Source organism: Kitasatospora sp. NPDC001119 (assembly GCF_053598475.1).
In genome coordinates, this window is sequence record NZ_JBSFKI010000018.1 from 17169 (window position 1) to 32176 (window position 15008).

Below are 15008 nucleotides of genomic sequence, written 5' to 3' on the forward strand. Positions count from 1 at the left end.
CGTTATTCCCCCTCCCCCGCTCCCCCTCGTCGTCCCCCCTCCCCAGCGACGACAATGGAAGGCGCGGGCGGCCAGGGAAGGCTCCGGAAGGGCGGCGGACGATGGGTCCGTACATCGCGGTGAGCGCGCTGAGCCACGAGGGCCTGGTGCGGGAGCACAACGAGGACAGCCTCACGGTCGGGCCGTGGACACTCTGCGCCACCGTGACCACCAACCCGCAGACCCTGCTCTTCCCGCTCGGCCCGCCCTGCGTGATCGCGGTCGCCGACGGCCTGGGCGGCCACCCCGGCGGCGAGGTGGCCAGTGCCCTGGTCGCCCGCCGGCTCGCCGCCGACGGGGGCGCGCTGGACGGCGAGGAGGCCGTCCGCGAGGAGCTCCTGGCCTGCAACCGGGCCGTCTACGCGGCCGCCGCCGAGGAGCCGGAGCTCGCCGCGATGGGCACCACCGTCGCCGGGCTGGTGCTGCTGCCCGAGTGGGCGCTGGCCTTCAACGTCGGCGACAGCCGGGTCTACCGGATCACCGGGGACGGGCTGCGCCGGGTGAGCGTGGACGACAGCCCGCCGCTGCCGCCCGGACGGCGCACCACCTCGGTGGTCACCCAGACCCTGGGCGGCTCGCTCGGGCTCACCTTCGTCGAGCCGCACGTCCGGGCCGTACCGCTGACCACCGGGGACCGGTACCTGGTGTGCAGCGACGGCCTGACCGACCCGGTGCCCGAGGAGGAGCTGGCCGGGCTGCTGGAGCGGTCGTTCGAGGGGGCGGACCGCTCGGACGGCAGGGCGGCGTTCGAGCTGTGGAAGGCGGCGATCGAGGCCGGCGGGCCGGACAACATCACCCTGGCACTGGTGCGGGTCGGCGCGTAGGCCGCGCGCCGTCCGGAAAAGCGGACCCGCCCCGGGCGGGGCGCCGTAGCGCTCCGCCCGGGGCGGTCACCTGTCCGTTCGCCGTACTCGGCTCACATTTCGCTCGTGACGCTCACCCCGCTGAAGCCCTGCTGGGCGTAGAGGCTGAAGAAGATGTAGCCGCCGGCCGGCGGGTCCGTGACGGTCAGCGTCTCGGAGTTGTCCGGGCCGGTCGACCGCGCGGTGTTCGTGTCGGTGTAGGCCCAGCTCGTCGGGTTGTAGTAGAGGTCGCCGTTGCCGGTGCCGCCGCTGGTGGTGATCTTCACCTGCTTGGTGCCGGCCGGCACCAGGAGGTAGAAGTGCGCGTAGTTGCCCGTGGTGGCCGCGACGTTGCTGCGGGTGCAGTTGGCCGCCAGCAGCCGGGTGTCGGTGCCGGTGCACTCGGGCAGCGGGGTGCCCGGCGTGGTGGGCGGGTTGCCGCTGCCGTCGGTGGCGCAGCCGCCGGACGCGCACTTGGTCAGCCAGCTGTCGAAGTCGGCGTCGTAGCGGGTGCCGATGGTGGTCTTCAGGATGGTGCGGGCACCGTCCCAGTCACCGGTGCGGTACTTGGCGAGGACCGCGTCCAGGTCGGAGCGGTGCTGCTCCAGCATGTAGCGGACGGCCAGGTAGCCCCAGCGGTAGACCCGGTCCTGGTCGCCGTAGCCGGTGTCGAAGAGGTCGCTCAGCTTGTAGGTGTGGCGGGCGGCCGCCGCGATGGCGCCGTCGTTGTTCACCTTGCGGTACGAGTAGGAGACGTACTCCGCGAAGCCCTCGACCCACCAGACGGTCGGGGTCTTCATGCCGGCCTCGAAGTCGCCGTACATGTCGAACCGGCCGTCGAGGTAGTGGGTGTACTCGTGGTTGAGGTTCCAGATCTCGAAGGACGGACGGGCCCACTCGGCCTCGTAGCAGAGGAAGCGCGGCTGGTTGTCGGCCTTGGTCGGGTCGCCCTCCAGGTACATGCCGCCGTTGTTGGTGTCGATGCCGTAGATCGCGGCGGCGAGCACCTGGTAGTCGAGCGAGGAGTGGAAGGCCACGACCTCGATCGTCTTGTTGTTGTCGTCCTTGACCGGGCCGCTGTCCTTGGCCACCGAGTGGAAGTACTCGTCCTGGCCGTTGAGGCTGGTGCAGGCGGTGTTCAGCTGGGTGGCGTCCAGCGCCTGGGCGAGCAGCGTGATGCTCGGGCTGCAGGTGTGCTTCACGGTCAGCACGCCGGCCTTGAGCTGGGCGGACTTGTCACAGGTGCCGTAGAAGGAGCAGTTGCCCTGGTCGTAGTAGTCGACCGCCTCCGCGACCGCGGCCCACTGGAAGACGGTGCGGCCCTTCGGCTCCGACTTCTCGACCAGCGTCTTGGCCAGCGGACGGACCTTGGCCTGGAGGGCGGTGTCCTTCAGGAAGCGGGTCAGCTCCTTGGTCGCGTTGTAGACCAGCACGCCGAAGCTGTCGCCGAGCAGGGCGTTGTTGCGGGTCGCGAAGTCGGACAGCGCGTCCAGCACGCTCGGGTCCGCCTCGACGGCCGCGTCGAAGCCGGGCACCTGGTGGCCGCGGAACAGCACGGTGAACACCGGGTTGACCGCCCAGGCCATGCCGGCCGGGTTCCAGGTGTCGGCCTTGTAGTCGCCGAGCAGCCGCTTGACCACCGGCAGGAAGCGGACGTTCTCCTGCGCGCTGTCGATCAGGGTGACGGCCTCGCCCAGGATGGGCGCGTTGCCCGAGGCGACGTCGCGCGAGTGGGCGCTGTTGAAGAAGGCGTCCAGCCCGGACTGGATCGCGGTCTTGAGGCCGGCGCCGTACTCGCCGACGTCCTCCTTGTGGTACCACTGCACGAAGTAGCCGGCGCGCAGGTAGAGCACCAGCTGCTCGACCGAAGTGCTGTTGTCACCGGGGTAGTTGGCCGAAGCGTCGCGCAGCGCGTAGGCCACCGTGCTCATCTGCTCCTCGCGGAACGCGCCGCGCGCGTCGCCGCCGGTGAGCTGGAACAGGCTGTTGATGCAGTTGATGTCCGCGCTCTTGATGTGCTGGACCAGGTCGCTGCCGGTCCGGCCGCTGAAGTCGCCGACGGTACAGGCCTGTTCGGCCGCCGCGCCGAGGCTGAGGGCCTTGGCGGTCGGCCGGACCTCGGCCGGCCGGGTGTCGACCGAGAGCGGGGCGCGCTGGTCGACCGAGGCCAACTGCTGCCCGCTGTCGGCTCGTTCGGCTGCGCCGGTGGCGGGCTGCGGGGCCGGCCCGGTGGGGACGGGCGCGGGCGAGCCGCCGGGGGTGGGGGTGGCGGGGGCGGCCTGGGACTGCGGGGCGAACAGGCCGACCGCCAGGAACAGGGACAGGACGAGCGTCAGCAATCGTGCCAGCTGCGGGAGTCGCAGCAGACGTGAAGGACTCACGTGGGGGCCTCCGGGCCGTCGTCGGCCGCGATTTGGGGCGCGGCCGGTGGGGGGTGTCGAGGACCGTTGGTGACGGCGCCGCGTGGGGAGCGGTTCCGTCGGGCACGGTGGGGGGTGTGACATGTACCATGGCACATCTCACATGGCCTTGGGAACCCGGGGCGTTGTGCGCAGTTTGCGGGGAATTCACGGAGGGATCGTGGTGACGGTCCGTCAACAGACCCGCCCCGGACGGGGCGCCGTAGCGCTCCGCCCGGGGCGGTCACCTGTCTGGGGTCAGCCGGGGTCGGCTCACATCTCGCTCGTGACACTCACCCCGCTGAAGCCCTGCTGGGCGTAGAGGCTGAAGAAGACGTAGCCACCGACCGGCGGGTTGGTGACGGTCAGCGTCTCCGCGTTGTCCGGACCCGCCGAGCGCGTGACGTACGCGTTGGTGTAGGCCCAGCTCGTCGGGTTGTAGTAGAGGTCGCCGTTGCCGGTGCCGCCCTTGCTGGTGACCTTGATCTGCTTGGTGCCGGCCGGCACCAAGAGGTAGAAGTGCGCGTAGTTGCCCGTGGTCGCCGCGACGTTGCCGCGCACGCAGTTGGCCGAAAGCAGCCGGACGTCGTTGCCCGCGCACTCCGGCAGCTGCGGCTGGCCCGGCGTGTCGGTGGCGCAGGCGCCGGCGGCGCACTTGGTCAGCCAGCTGTCGAAGTCGGCGTCGTAGCGGGTGCCGATGGTGGTCTTCAGGATGGCGCGGGCGCCGTTCCAGTCACCGGCGCGGTACTTGGCGAGGACCGCGTCCAGGTCGGAGCGGTGCTGCTCCAGCATGTAGCGCACGGCCAGGTAGCCCCAGCGGTAGACCCGGTCCTGGCTGCTGGTGGCGTAGACGGTGTCGAACAGCTCGCTCAGCCGGTAGGTGTGCTGCGAAGCGACCGCGATGGCACCGTCGTTGACGACCTTGCGGTACGAGTAGGAGACGTACTCCGCGAAGCCCTCGACCCACCAGTCGATCGGCTGGACCTGGCCGGCGTCGTAGTCGCCGTACACGTTGAACCGGCCGTCGAGGTAGTGGGTGTACTCGTGGTTGAGGTTCCAGATCTCGAAGGACGGGCGGGCCCACTCGGCCTCGTAGCAGAGGAAGCGCGGCTGGTTGCCGACCGCCGCCGGGTCGCCCTCCAGGTACATGCCGCCGTTGTTGGTGTTGATGTCGTAGATGACCGCGGCGAGCACCTGGTAGTCGAGCGAGGAGTGGAAGGCCACGACCTCGATCGTCTTGTTGTTGTCGTCCTTGACCGGGCCGTTGTCCTTGGCCACCGCGTGGAAGAACGCGTCCTGGCCGTTCAGGCTGGTGCAGGCGGTGTTCAGCTGGGCGGCGTCCAGCGCCTGGGCCAGGATGACGATGCTCGGGCTGCAGCTGTGCTTCACCGTCAGGTTGGCGGCCTTGAACTTCGCCGGGTCGTCACAGGTGCCGTAGTACGAGCAGTTGCCCTTGTCCCACCAGTTCACCGCGAGTGTCACCGAGCCGCGCTGGTACATCGTGGGGCCGGTCGGGGCGGACTGCTGGGCCAGGGCCCGCGCGTAGGGGCGCAGCCGGGGCAACAGGTCCGGGTACTGCATGAAGCGGGTCAGCTCGTTGGTCGCCTCGTAGACCGTCCGCCCGTAGGTGCCGCCGTGCAGGCCCTGGTTGCGGGAGATGAAGGTGAACAGGGCGTCCAGCACGCTCGGGTCGGCCTTGACGGCGGGGAGGAAGTCGGCCTCCCAGTGGCCGGCGAACAGCGCGGTGAGCGCCGGGGTCACCGCGTAGACCATGCCGTTCGGGTTCCAGGTGGCGCTGTCGTAGTCGGACAGCAGGCGCTTGACGACGGGCAGGTAGCGGGCGCTGTCCTTGATGCTGTCGATCAGCGTGGCCGCCCGGGCCAGCGGGCTCGCGTTGTCCGCGGTGACGTCCCGCGAGCGGGGGTTGGCGAAGAACGCGTCCAGCGCGGCGCGGGAGGCGTCCTTCAGGCCGCTGCCGTAGGGGCCCACCACGTCGGGGTTGTAGAACTGCGTGAAGTAGCCGGCCTGCAGGTAGAGCATCAGCTCCGCGATCGAGCCGCTGTCGTTGCCCTGGTAGCCGTTGGCGGCGTCGCGCACCGCGTTCGCCACGGTGACCATCTGCGACTCGCGGAAGGCGTTGGCGGCGTCGCCGCGGCCGATCTTGAACAGCGAGTTGACGCACTGGAGGTCGACGGACTTGATCTGCTGGACCAGCGCGCTGCCGGTCCGGCTGGTGAAGTCGCCGACGTTGCAGGGCCGGGCGGCGGCCGCGTCCAGGCCGAAGGCCTTGGCCTGCGGCTGCCCGGCCGTCGGCAGGCCGGTGAGCGGGGCCGTCGGCGACTGGGGCACCAGGTCCTCGGGGCTGAGGCGCTTGCGGCCGTCCGGCTTCGCCGGGGTGGTGTCGGCGCGGCTCTCGCCGATCGCGGGCGGCGGCGCCAGGTGGGCGGGCGCCGTGCCCGTGGGCGTACCGGCGGGGGTGCCGCCGGGGGTGGGGCCGGCGGGGGCGGCCTGGCTGAGCGGGGCGAACAGGCCGACCGTCAGGAACAGGGACAGGACGAGCGTCAACAGTCGTGCCAACCGCGGGACTCGCAGTAAGCGTTGGCCATTCACGTGGGGGCCTCCGGGCCGTCATCGGCCGCGATTTGGGGCGCGGCCTACGGGGGAGCGAGGACCGTCCGCGACGGGACCCGTGGGGCGGGTCCGTCGTGGAAACAGTGGGGATGTGCCATGTAATATTGCACACATCACACATCATTGTGAAGGCCTTTACCCAAGCCCTACCCATCCGGAAAAGCGGAAGGGCATGGCGACGTCGTCGTCGCCATGCCCTTCGGACCCGCGGATCGGTGGAACCGACTACCGCCGGATTCCGGCTACTTGCGGAGCAGCAGGATCACACCCGCCGTCACCAGGCCGACCACGACGGCGGCCGCGCCGTACGCCAGGCGGTGCGCCCGCAGCACCGGCAGGAAGCGGTCCACGGCGTAGCGGCCGGGGCCGGTCAGGGCGAGCGCGGCGGCACCGGCGGTCAGCAGCAGCTCGTACTCGCTGCCCTTCGGGGCGAAGAAGCCGCCGCCCCAGGTGACGGCTATCGCGTTGACCATCGTGCCGACGATCGCGGCGCCCGCCAGCGGGGTCAGCAGGCCGACGGCGAGGGCGAGTCCGCCCAGCGTCTCGGTGAGGCCGGCCACCACGGCCATGGCGTTGCCGGCCGGGTAGCCGCTCATGGTGAAGAACTGACCGGTGCCGTCGATCCCGCCGCCGCCGAACCAGCCGAACAGCTTCTGGCTGCCGTGCGCGGCCATGGTCAGGCCGAGGGCCAGGCGCAGGAGCAGGAGTCCGGCGTCATAGGCGTGCGGGGAGGTCGTCGCGGACCCGGCAGTGTCCCGGGTCGGGCTGACGGTGGTGGTGGCGGCGGTCGTGCTCGGGCTGCTGCTCGGCATGCGCGTCTCCATCGATCGGGGTTCGGTCGCCGTCCGGCGCGGCCGGACACGGTCAAGGGTTGTGGTGGTGCGGCAGGCAGGGATCGTCACCCGGCGCCATTGTTCAAATTTGAACCGCCGCTTCACCGACCGTACCCCGAAGTTCGAATTTGAACAACTGACGGGCCGTCGGCGACTCGCGGGCCCCGCCCCGGCCGGAGAGGGTGGAGACATGGCCCACCACAGGCAGCACCGACGGGAGACCCGGACCGGCACCCCGTACCCCGAGGCGCTGGACGCCTTCGGCGAGCGCGTCCGACTGATCACTCCCAAACAGTGGGACTCCCCCACCCCGTGCAGCGACTGGTCCGTCCGCGACCTCGTCAACCACCTCACCGGCGAACAGCTCTGGGTGCCCGAACTGCTGATGGGCGCCACCGTCGGCGAGGTCGGCGAGCGCTTCGACGGCGACGTGCTCGGCGACGACCCGGTCACCGCCTGGACCGACGCCGCCGAGGCCGCCCGGGAGGCCTGGGCCGTCCCGGGCGCCACCGAGCTGACCGTCCACCTCTCCTTCGGGGACACCTCGGGGCAGTACTACCTGGACCAGCTCACCACCGACCTGGTGATCCACTCCTGGGACCTTGCCGAGGGCATCGGACGGCACACCCGGCTCCCCGACGGGCTCGTCGGGTTCGCGCTCGGCGAGTTCGCCGGGTACGGGGACCTCTCCGGCAGCGGGCTCTTCGACCCGCCGCTGCCGGTGCCCGAGGACGCCGACCCGCAGACCCGGCTGCTCGCCCTCACCGGGCGGCGGGACGGGGGGTGAGCGGGACCCACGGAGGGTGAGCGGGCACTACGGGGGGTCGGCGGAGCGTGCCTCCGGGCGGGCGGCCCGGCGCCGGATACTGGAAGACAGCGGGGGAAGTCTTCCGTGCGAGAGGCGGGCGGGCCATGAGCCGCAGGCCTGACATCCTCGGCGAGTTCACCGCCGACCACCGGGCGGTCACCGAACTGCTCGACCGGATCGAGGCCGCACCGGCCGGCGACCCCGGACGCGGCGAGCTGGTGGCCCGGCTGACCGACCTCCTCTTCACCCACTGCGCCGCCGAGGAGGAACACCTCTTCCCGGTGGTCCAGCACGACGTGCCCGACGGCGGGGCCCTGGTCTTCCGCAGCATCCACGACCACCTGGCGATCGGGCAGTACCTCGCCGACCTCCAGGGGCTCGGACCGGCCGAACCGGCCTTCGACACCCTGCTGCGCGGCCTCGCCGAAACCCTGCGGCGGCACCTGCGCGGGGAGGAGGAGCAGCTGTTCCCGGCCGCCCGCAAAGCCCTGCCCGCGGCCGCCCGCACCGCGCTGGGCGACCGGCTGCGGGCGGAGCGGGCCGAACTGGACGCCCCGGACTGATCAGCGCTCCCGCCGGCCCGTCCCTCCGAGCCCGCTCATTCCTTCAGGCCGGATCATTCCTCCGGGCCGGATCAATGCTTCGGGCTGATCACCGCGAACCGGGCGCCCTCGCGGTCCCGCAGCCGGGCCACCCGCCCGTACGGGGAGTCGAAGGCCGGCCCGAGCGCCCCGCCGCCCAGCTCCGCGGCCCGGGCCACCGCCCGGTCCGTGTCCGGGACGGCGAAGGACACCTCCCAGTGCGGCGGCATCCCGGCCGGGCCGCCGGCCTGCTCCTTGGCCAGCGCCGCGACACTGTGCCCCTCGGCGCGCAGCACCACCCGGTCGTGCTCCCAGCGGACGTCGAAGCGCTCCGGGTCGCGGCCGTCCCAGCGGAACACCTCGCCGTAGAACAGCGCCGCCGCGAACGGGTCCGGGGTGCGCAGCTCGATCCAGACCGGCGCCCCGGGCAGGTCCAGCTTCCGGGCCCGGCCCAGCGGGCCCTCCCAGATGCCGAACACCGCGCCCGCCGGGTCCGCCGCGAAGGCCACCCGTCCGGCGTCGAAGGCCAGCGGGCCGACCGCCAGGGTCGCGCCGCGCTCCCGCACCGCGTCGGCGGCGGCGTCGGCGCTCTCCGTCCCGAAGTAGCTGGTCCACGCGAGCGGAACCGCCCCGACACCGGCGACGCCCAGCCCGGCCACCGCCTCCCCGCCGGTCACCGCGTGCACGTACGGGCCGAAGCGGTCCGGCCCGGGCTCGAACTCCCAGCCGAGCAGCGGGCCGTAGAACGTCTTCGCGTCCTCCAGATCCGGGGCCATCAGGCTCACCCAGCACGGCACGGCCGCCACACAGCGCACCCGGGCGACCGTCTCACCGCTGCCCATCGCGAACCTCCTCCGCCCACCCGGCCGCCGGGCCCCTCCCGACTCCCACGGCCCACCGGCCGCCCGGGACGCCCACAGCCTAGGGCGCCACCCTCACCGCCCCGGGGAAGCCATGCCCGGGATCAGCGCACCCAGTTCTTGAGGGGCTCGGTGTCCAGGGAGATGCCCACCGGGTCGGGGAGGCGGACGGCCTTGCCGAACGGCAGGGTGTGAACGGTCTCGTAGCGGACGCCGTCGGGCTGACTGTGGACGATGATCTCCGCGGAGTCCCGGTCGATCAGCAGGTAGACGGGGATGCCGGCCTCGGCGTAGGCGCGGGGCTTCTCGACCCGGGCGCGCCGATCGGCGTCGACGTCCGCATCGGTCACTTCGACCACCATCAGCACGCGATCCGCATCGACCCACTCCCCCTGCCCGACGAAGGCCTCGGCGGGGGCCAGAGTCCCATCGGGATGGACCCGTCCGCCGTCGGTTCCCCGCATCCTCAGGCCATGGCTGTGCAGCCACAGCTCCGGCCGCGCCTGGAAGCAGCTCCGCACCAGCCACTCGATCACACAGCCGTGGTTGCCGCCCGACCTCGGTTTCACTCCCAGTCGCCCGCCGAGGAACTCCAACTGGAGGCCCTCGAGCGCCCGGAAAGCCAGGCGCGCGAGTTCCTCGAACTCTTCGGGCCGCATCTGCGATCGGCGCGGTGCGTCAGGAGCCGTGCACATACCGCGACCGTAGCGCCGGGGTGTGACATCCCTACCCGCGAGCAGGGGGGTTATGTGACGCAGGTCACATGGCGAGGGGAAATTCCGGGGACGGATTCCCCGTTTCCGAGTACGTTGGAAGAAGCGGGGAGATTTTCCCCGGTATCCTGATGAGGAGCAGTCGTCGTGACCACCACCGCCGAGTCGGTCCGTCCCGCGGGGAGCGCACGTACGCCGAAGTTGCGTGCGGACGCGAGCCGGAACCGGGAGCGGATCGTGCTGGCGGCCCGGGAGGCGTTCGTCGAGTACGGTGCGGACGCGCCGCTGGACGAGATCGCGAAGCGGGCGGGGGTCGGCAATGCCACGCTGTACCGGAACTTCCCGGACCGGGTGGCGCTGATCCGCGAGGTGGCGGTGCTCGTCAAGAACCGCATCCTGGCCCTCGCCGAGACGGCGACGGCAGAGGCGGACGCCCCTGACGGCAGTGGGCCGTTCGACGCCCTCCAGCGGTTCGCGCACGCGTCCGTCGGGGAGAAGGTCGGCGGTCTGTGCACCCTGTTCAGCAACCATGTCGACCTGTACGACCCGGAGTTGACCGAGATCCGGGAGCGCCTGCAGGCCGCCGTGGGCGGGCTGATGGAGCGCGCCCGGGCCGCGGGCGAGCTGCGGTCGGACGTCGACCACGGTGACCTGTTCATCGCGATGAGCCAGCTGACCCGGCCACTGCCGAACACCGCCTGCCGACTGCTCGACGACTTCGTCCACCGGCACCTGCAGATCTTCCTGGACGGCCTGCGCGCACCGGCTCCTTCGGTGCTGCCCGGCCGGGCCGCGACCTTCGAGGACTTCCAGCCCCAGAACTGACCGACCCACCAGTACCGACCCCCTGCCTGTAGGGGCCCGACCAGTACCTGCCGTCCGGGCGCGCGCCGCCGTGCCCCGGCGCGCCCTGCCACCGCACCCTCCCGGTGCGGCGACCCGCCGTGCCCGCAGCACGGCACCCGACCGTTCACGCACACCACACGCACCGTGAAGTGAGTACCCCCATGTCTCGAACCGACGCCGCCCGACCGGCGACGCTGCCCGATCCCCGGCGCTGGAAGGCGCTGATATTCATCGGCCTCGCCCAGCTGATGGTCGTCCTCGACGCGACCATCGTGAACATCGCCCTGCCGTCCGCACAGCGGGACCTGGGCATCTCCGACGGCAACCGCCAGTGGGTGATCACCGCCTACGCGCTGGCCTTCGGCGGGCTGCTGCTGTTCGGCGGCCGGATCGCGGACCTCTGGGGCCGCAAGCGGACGTTCATCGTCGGCCTGACCGGCTTCGCCCTGGCCTCCGCGCTCGGCGGCGCCGCGGCCAACACCGCGATGCTGCTGGGCGCCCGCGCACTCCAGGGCGTGTTCGGCGCGCTGCTCGCGCCGGCCGCGCTGTCGCTGCTCGCGGTGACCTTCACCGAGGCCAAGGAGCGCGCCAAGGCCTTCGGCATCTACGGTGCGATCGCCGGTGGCGGTGGCGCCATCGGTCTGATCCTCGGCGGCCTGCTCACCGAGTACATGAACTGGCGCTGGACCTTCTTCGTCAACATCCCGTTCGCCATCGTGGCCGCCGTCGGCGCCGTGATGGTGATCCGCGAGCCCGCCGAGGGCCGCAACCGCAACCGGCTGGACGTCCCCGGCGTTCTGCTGGTGACCACCGGCCTGGTCTCGCTGGTCTACGGCTTCACCCGCGCCGAGTCGGACGGCTGGTCGTCCGGCACCACCATCGGCCTGTTCGTCGCGGCCGCCGTGCTGCTGGCCGCCTTCGTGCTGGTGGAGCTCCGGGTCAAGGCCCCGCTGCTGCCGCTGCGCGTGGTGCTCGACCGCAACCGCGGCGGGGTGTACCTGTCGCTGGGCATGGCCGTGATCGGCATGTTCGGTCTGTTCCTCTTCCTGACCTACTACCTGCAGATCGTGCTCGGCTACAGCCCGGTGCTGACCGGCGTGGCCTTCCTGCCGATGGTGGCGGGCATGATCACCGGCTCGACCCAGATCGGCGCCCGGCTGATGACCCGGGTCCCGGCCCGCTACCTGATGGCGCCCGGCTTCCTGGTCGCCTCGGCCGGCATGTTCCTGCTGACCCACATCAGCCTGGACACCTCCTACCCGGCGCTGATCCTGCCGGGCCTGGTCCTGATGGGCCTCGGCATGGGCACCGCGTTCATGCCGGCCATGAGCCTCGCCACGCACGGCGTCCAGCCGCGCGACGCGGGTGTGGCCTCGGCGATGGTCAACACCTCGCAGCAGGTCGGCGGCGCCATCGGCACCGCGCTGCTGAACACCATCGCGGCCAGCGCGACCACCGGCTGGCTGGCCTCGCACGCCACCGCCGCGGCCGCCGCCTCGCCGGAGGCCGCCAAGGTGCTGCAGTTCCAGGGCATGGTGCACGGCTTCTCGACCGCGATCTGGGTGTCCTTCGGGATCCTGGTGGCGGCCGGCGTGGTCGCCTTCACCTTCATCAACGCCGGCCGGCCGGGTGCCTCGACGGGCTCGGACGCGGGCTCGGCGGCCGAGAACGACGTGCCGGTGCTGGTGCACTGACGCGCAGGGGTTGCTCGGGTGCGTACGCGGCCCGTCCGGTGTCCTCCACGACACCGGGCGGGCCGCTCGCCGTTTCCGCCCGGGACACCCCAGGACGGTCCGACCCCGGTCACCCCGGGACGATCCGACCCCGGACGGTCCCGGACGGTCCGACCCCGGTCACCCCGGGACGATCCGACCCCGGACGGTCCCGGACGGTCCGACCTCGGACGTCCCCGTACGGTCCGGCCCGCGGAATCCGGCCCACCGGATACGCCCGCGAGTTCCTCACATCCCGGCCCCAGGGCGACCTTGTTCCACGGTCAACCTGTCGCCTAAGGTGAGCGAAGCGCTTCGTTCCGTGTGCACCCTTGAACCTTCCTGCACACTCCTGGCCACGACCCTCCGGCCTGCGCTTTTTACTTTCTTGACACGCGCATGACACACAGCGTTTCGCGATACCCGCTCGACAGTGTTCTCCTCGCTCCCGAAGCCAGAGAAGAGCCCCGCCATGTCGCCATCGCACACGTACGACCGGTACCGCCTGCCACGGTTCCACTGTCCCGGCGCCGGAACCGCGCCGCGTACGCCCAGACGATCGCCCCGGAACGCGCACCGGACCTGAAGCGGCCGGAACGCGCGCGAACCGCGCCCACACGATCCGACCGACCGAGAAATCACTCCGGACGTGAAGAATGACCGACCGCCTGGACTTCAGCCTCACGCAGTTGCGCTATTTCGTGGAATCGGCCGAACTCGGAAACATCTCGGAAGCGGCCGAGAAGCTCAGAGCCTCGCAATCGACCGTCTCCTCGGCCATCATGCGGCTGGAACGCCAACTCGGCGTGCAGCTGCTGCTGCGCCACCACGCCCGCGGGGTCACCCTCACCCCGAACGGGCGGGACCTGCTCCTCGGCGCCCGCGCGCTGCTGGGACAGGCCAGGAGCCTCCAGGAGCAGGGGGACGCGCTGGCCGGCGGCATCGAAGGCCGGCTCGGCGTCGGGTTCCTCACCCCGGTCGCCCCGTTCCTGCTCCCCCAGACCCACCGGATCACCGCGGAACGCCACGCGGGCCTGCGGCTGACCACCCGGGAGGAACCGGCCGACCGGCTGCTGGCCCTGCTCCGGGACGGGCAGTGCGAACTGGCCGTCACCTACGACTTCCTGAGCGGCGGCTCCCGGTTCGTCCCGCTGGCCGAGCTGCCCATGCGGGCGCTCGTCGCGGACGACGACCCGTGCGGCCGGGCCGACCCCGTCCGCCTGGCCGAGCTCGCCGAGCGGCCGTTCGTCGCCCTCGACGACCCGCCGCTGCTGCTCCACTTCGAGAAGTTCTTCGCCGACGTCGGCGTCCCGCTGCCACCGGTGGTCACCGCCACCGGGCCGGAGACCGTCCGCGGCCTGGTGGCCGCCGGGTGCGGGTTCGCCCTCGTCCACCAGCGCGCCCACCGGGCCACGACGCTGGACGGCGGCCGGATCCGCTCGGTCGAACTCGCCGGGGACGCGCCGACCGCGTCGCTCGGCGTGGCCGCCGCCCCCGGCCTCGCCCTCGACCGGCGCGGCCGCGCGGTCCTGAACGTGCTCAGGTCGGTCGTCCCGACCTGCCGTCTGTGAGACCGGGCGCGCGCCCCCTTCTCGCCACACCCCCTCATCCCCGCGACACCCGTCGGAGGAATGCCGTGTTCGCCATGCTCTTCGCCGGCCAGGGCAGCCAGCACAAGGGAATGGGCGCCGAGGTCCTCGAACGCTACCCAGGACTGGTCGGATTCGCCTCCGACCTGCTGGGGTACGACCTCGCCGCCCTGTGCACCAAGGACCCGGACGGCCTGCTCGGCCGGACCGAGTACACCCAGCCTGCGATCTTCGTCGTCAACGCCCTGCACGGTTTCGAGCGCACCCACCGGGAGGACCGCCCGGCGGACGTCTACCTGGGGCACAGCCTCGGCGAGTACAACGCCCTGCTGGCCGCCGGGGTGTTCGACTTCGAGACCGGGCTCCGGCTGGTCGCCAAGCGCGGCGAGCTCATGGCCGCGGCCTCCGACGGGGGCATGGCCGCCGTCCTGGACACCCCCGAGGAACGGCTGCTGGAGCTCCTCGCCGACCACGGGATCGACGGCGTCGACATCGCCGGCCTGAACACCCCGTCACAACTCGTCATCGCGGCCACTCCCCCGGTGCTGGCCGCCGCGGTCGAATGCCTGGAGGAGAACGGGATCCGGGTCGCCCGCCTGAGGGTGAGCGCGCCCTTCCACTCCCGCTACATGGAGCCCGCCCGCGTGCGCTTCGCGGAATTCCTCACCGGCTTCGCATTCGCCGCACCCCGCACCCCGGTCGTCTCCAATGTCACCGCCCGGCCGCACCGGCCGGAGGAGACCGCCCGGCTGCTGGCCGAACAGCTCGTCGCCCCGGTGCGCTGGACCGACTGCGTACGAAGTCTCCTCGACCGGGACGACGACGTGGAGTTCACCGAGATCGGGGGCACCTCCCTCACCCGCATGGTCGACAAAATCACGTCTGGAGCCTGAACGATGGAATCGACGACGGACACGATCCGGACGTACCTGGAGGAGCGCTTCCTCTTCGAGTTCGACGATGAGACCACCCCGGACACCGACCTGTTCAAGGCCGGGGTCATCGACTCCTTCGGCTACGTCAGGATGATGCGCTTCCTGGAGTCCGAGTTCTCGCTGGCCCTCGACGGCGACGAGATCCTCATGAACGTCCTCGTATCGCTCAACGCGATCGATGAATTCGTCCAGAAGAAGCTCGCCGGGGAATAGGGGGACT

13 protein-coding genes are annotated in these 15008 nt (G+C 71.5%); 8 read left to right on the forward strand and 5 right to left on the reverse strand.

Annotated features, from left to right (window positions below):
* Positions 1–101 precede the first annotated feature (101 nt).
* Entirely contained in the window at positions 102–863 is a 762-nt protein-coding gene (locus tag ACWDD9_RS22555; protein WP_416874944.1) for a PP2C family protein-serine/threonine phosphatase, read from the forward strand.
* A 92-nt stretch (positions 864–955) separates the two neighbouring features.
* Here ACWDD9_RS22555 and ACWDD9_RS22560 read toward each other — a convergent pair whose 3' ends face one another.
* The 3 genes from ACWDD9_RS22560 to ACWDD9_RS22570 all read right to left on the reverse strand — a co-directional run bounded on the left by ACWDD9_RS22560 (position 956) and on the right by ACWDD9_RS22570 (position 6723).
* Entirely contained in the window at positions 956–3262 is a 2307-nt protein-coding gene (locus ACWDD9_RS22560) for a collagenase (RefSeq protein ID WP_449812496.1), read from the reverse strand.
* Between the two features lie 291 nt (positions 3263–3553).
* Positions 3554–5857, reverse strand: a complete 2304-nt coding sequence (locus tag ACWDD9_RS22565) for a M9 family metallopeptidase (protein ID WP_449812497.1) — start codon at positions 5855–5857, stop codon at positions 3554–3556.
* Positions 5858–6153: 296 nt separating this feature from the next.
* The gene (locus tag ACWDD9_RS22570) at positions 6154–6723 is read right to left on the reverse strand and encodes a DoxX family protein (protein WP_049651490.1); all 570 of its coding nucleotides are present in this window, start codon (positions 6721–6723) and stop codon (positions 6154–6156) included.
* A gap of 211 nt (positions 6724–6934) precedes the next feature.
* Between ACWDD9_RS22570 and ACWDD9_RS22575 the strand changes: the two genes are divergently transcribed.
* Together ACWDD9_RS22575 and ACWDD9_RS22580 are read left to right on the forward strand one after the other, a co-directional pair.
* Positions 6935–7531 carry a TIGR03086 family metal-binding protein gene (locus ACWDD9_RS22575; RefSeq protein ID WP_449812498.1) on the forward strand — a complete coding sequence of 199 codons (597 nt, stop codon included), beginning with the start codon at positions 6935–6937 and terminating at the stop codon, positions 7529–7531.
* A gap of 125 nt (positions 7532–7656) precedes the next feature.
* Positions 7657–8115 (forward strand): hemerythrin domain-containing protein, encoded by a 459-nt coding sequence (locus ACWDD9_RS22580; protein ID WP_074002297.1) that lies wholly within the window; start codon positions 7657–7659, stop codon positions 8113–8115.
* 71 nt (positions 8116–8186) lie between these two features.
* Here the strand turns inward: ACWDD9_RS22580 and ACWDD9_RS22585 are convergent, their stop codons facing one another.
* Together ACWDD9_RS22585 and ACWDD9_RS22590 are read right to left on the reverse strand one after the other, a co-directional pair.
* Positions 8187–8975, reverse strand: coding sequence for a VOC family protein (locus tag ACWDD9_RS22585; protein ID WP_049651487.1), 789 nt, complete (start codon positions 8973–8975; stop codon positions 8187–8189).
* A 122-nt stretch (positions 8976–9097) separates the two neighbouring features.
* A complete protein-coding gene (locus tag ACWDD9_RS22590) occupies positions 9098–9688 on the reverse strand; it encodes a Uma2 family endonuclease (protein WP_049651486.1) in 591 nt (196 codons plus the stop codon).
* Between the two features lie 165 nt (positions 9689–9853).
* Here ACWDD9_RS22590 and ACWDD9_RS22595 point away from each other — a divergent pair, with 165 nt between their 5' ends.
* From ACWDD9_RS22595 to ACWDD9_RS22615, 5 genes are all read left to right on the forward strand, one after another.
* Positions 9854–10531, forward strand: a complete 678-nt coding sequence (locus tag ACWDD9_RS22595; RefSeq protein ID WP_049651485.1) for a TetR/AcrR family transcriptional regulator — start codon at positions 9854–9856, stop codon at positions 10529–10531.
* A gap of 182 nt (positions 10532–10713) precedes the next feature.
* Positions 10714–12246: an MFS transporter gene (locus ACWDD9_RS22600; RefSeq protein ID WP_049651484.1), complete on the forward strand. Its 1533-nt coding sequence runs from the start codon at positions 10714–10716 to the stop codon at positions 12244–12246.
* Positions 12247–12920: 674 nt separating this feature from the next.
* Positions 12921–13835 (forward strand): LysR family transcriptional regulator, encoded by a 915-nt coding sequence (locus ACWDD9_RS22605; RefSeq protein WP_049651483.1) that lies wholly within the window; start codon positions 12921–12923, stop codon positions 13833–13835.
* 74 nt (positions 13836–13909) lie between these two features.
* On the forward strand, positions 13910–14746 hold the full coding sequence (locus ACWDD9_RS22610; protein ID WP_234348362.1) for an ACP S-malonyltransferase: 837 nt from the start codon (positions 13910–13912) through the stop codon (positions 14744–14746).
* Between the two features lie 3 nt (positions 14747–14749).
* Complete coding sequence (locus ACWDD9_RS22615) at positions 14750–15001, forward strand: acyl carrier protein (RefSeq protein WP_049651481.1); 252 nt, start codon at positions 14750–14752, stop codon at positions 14999–15001.
* Positions 15002–15008: the final 7 nt, after the last annotated feature.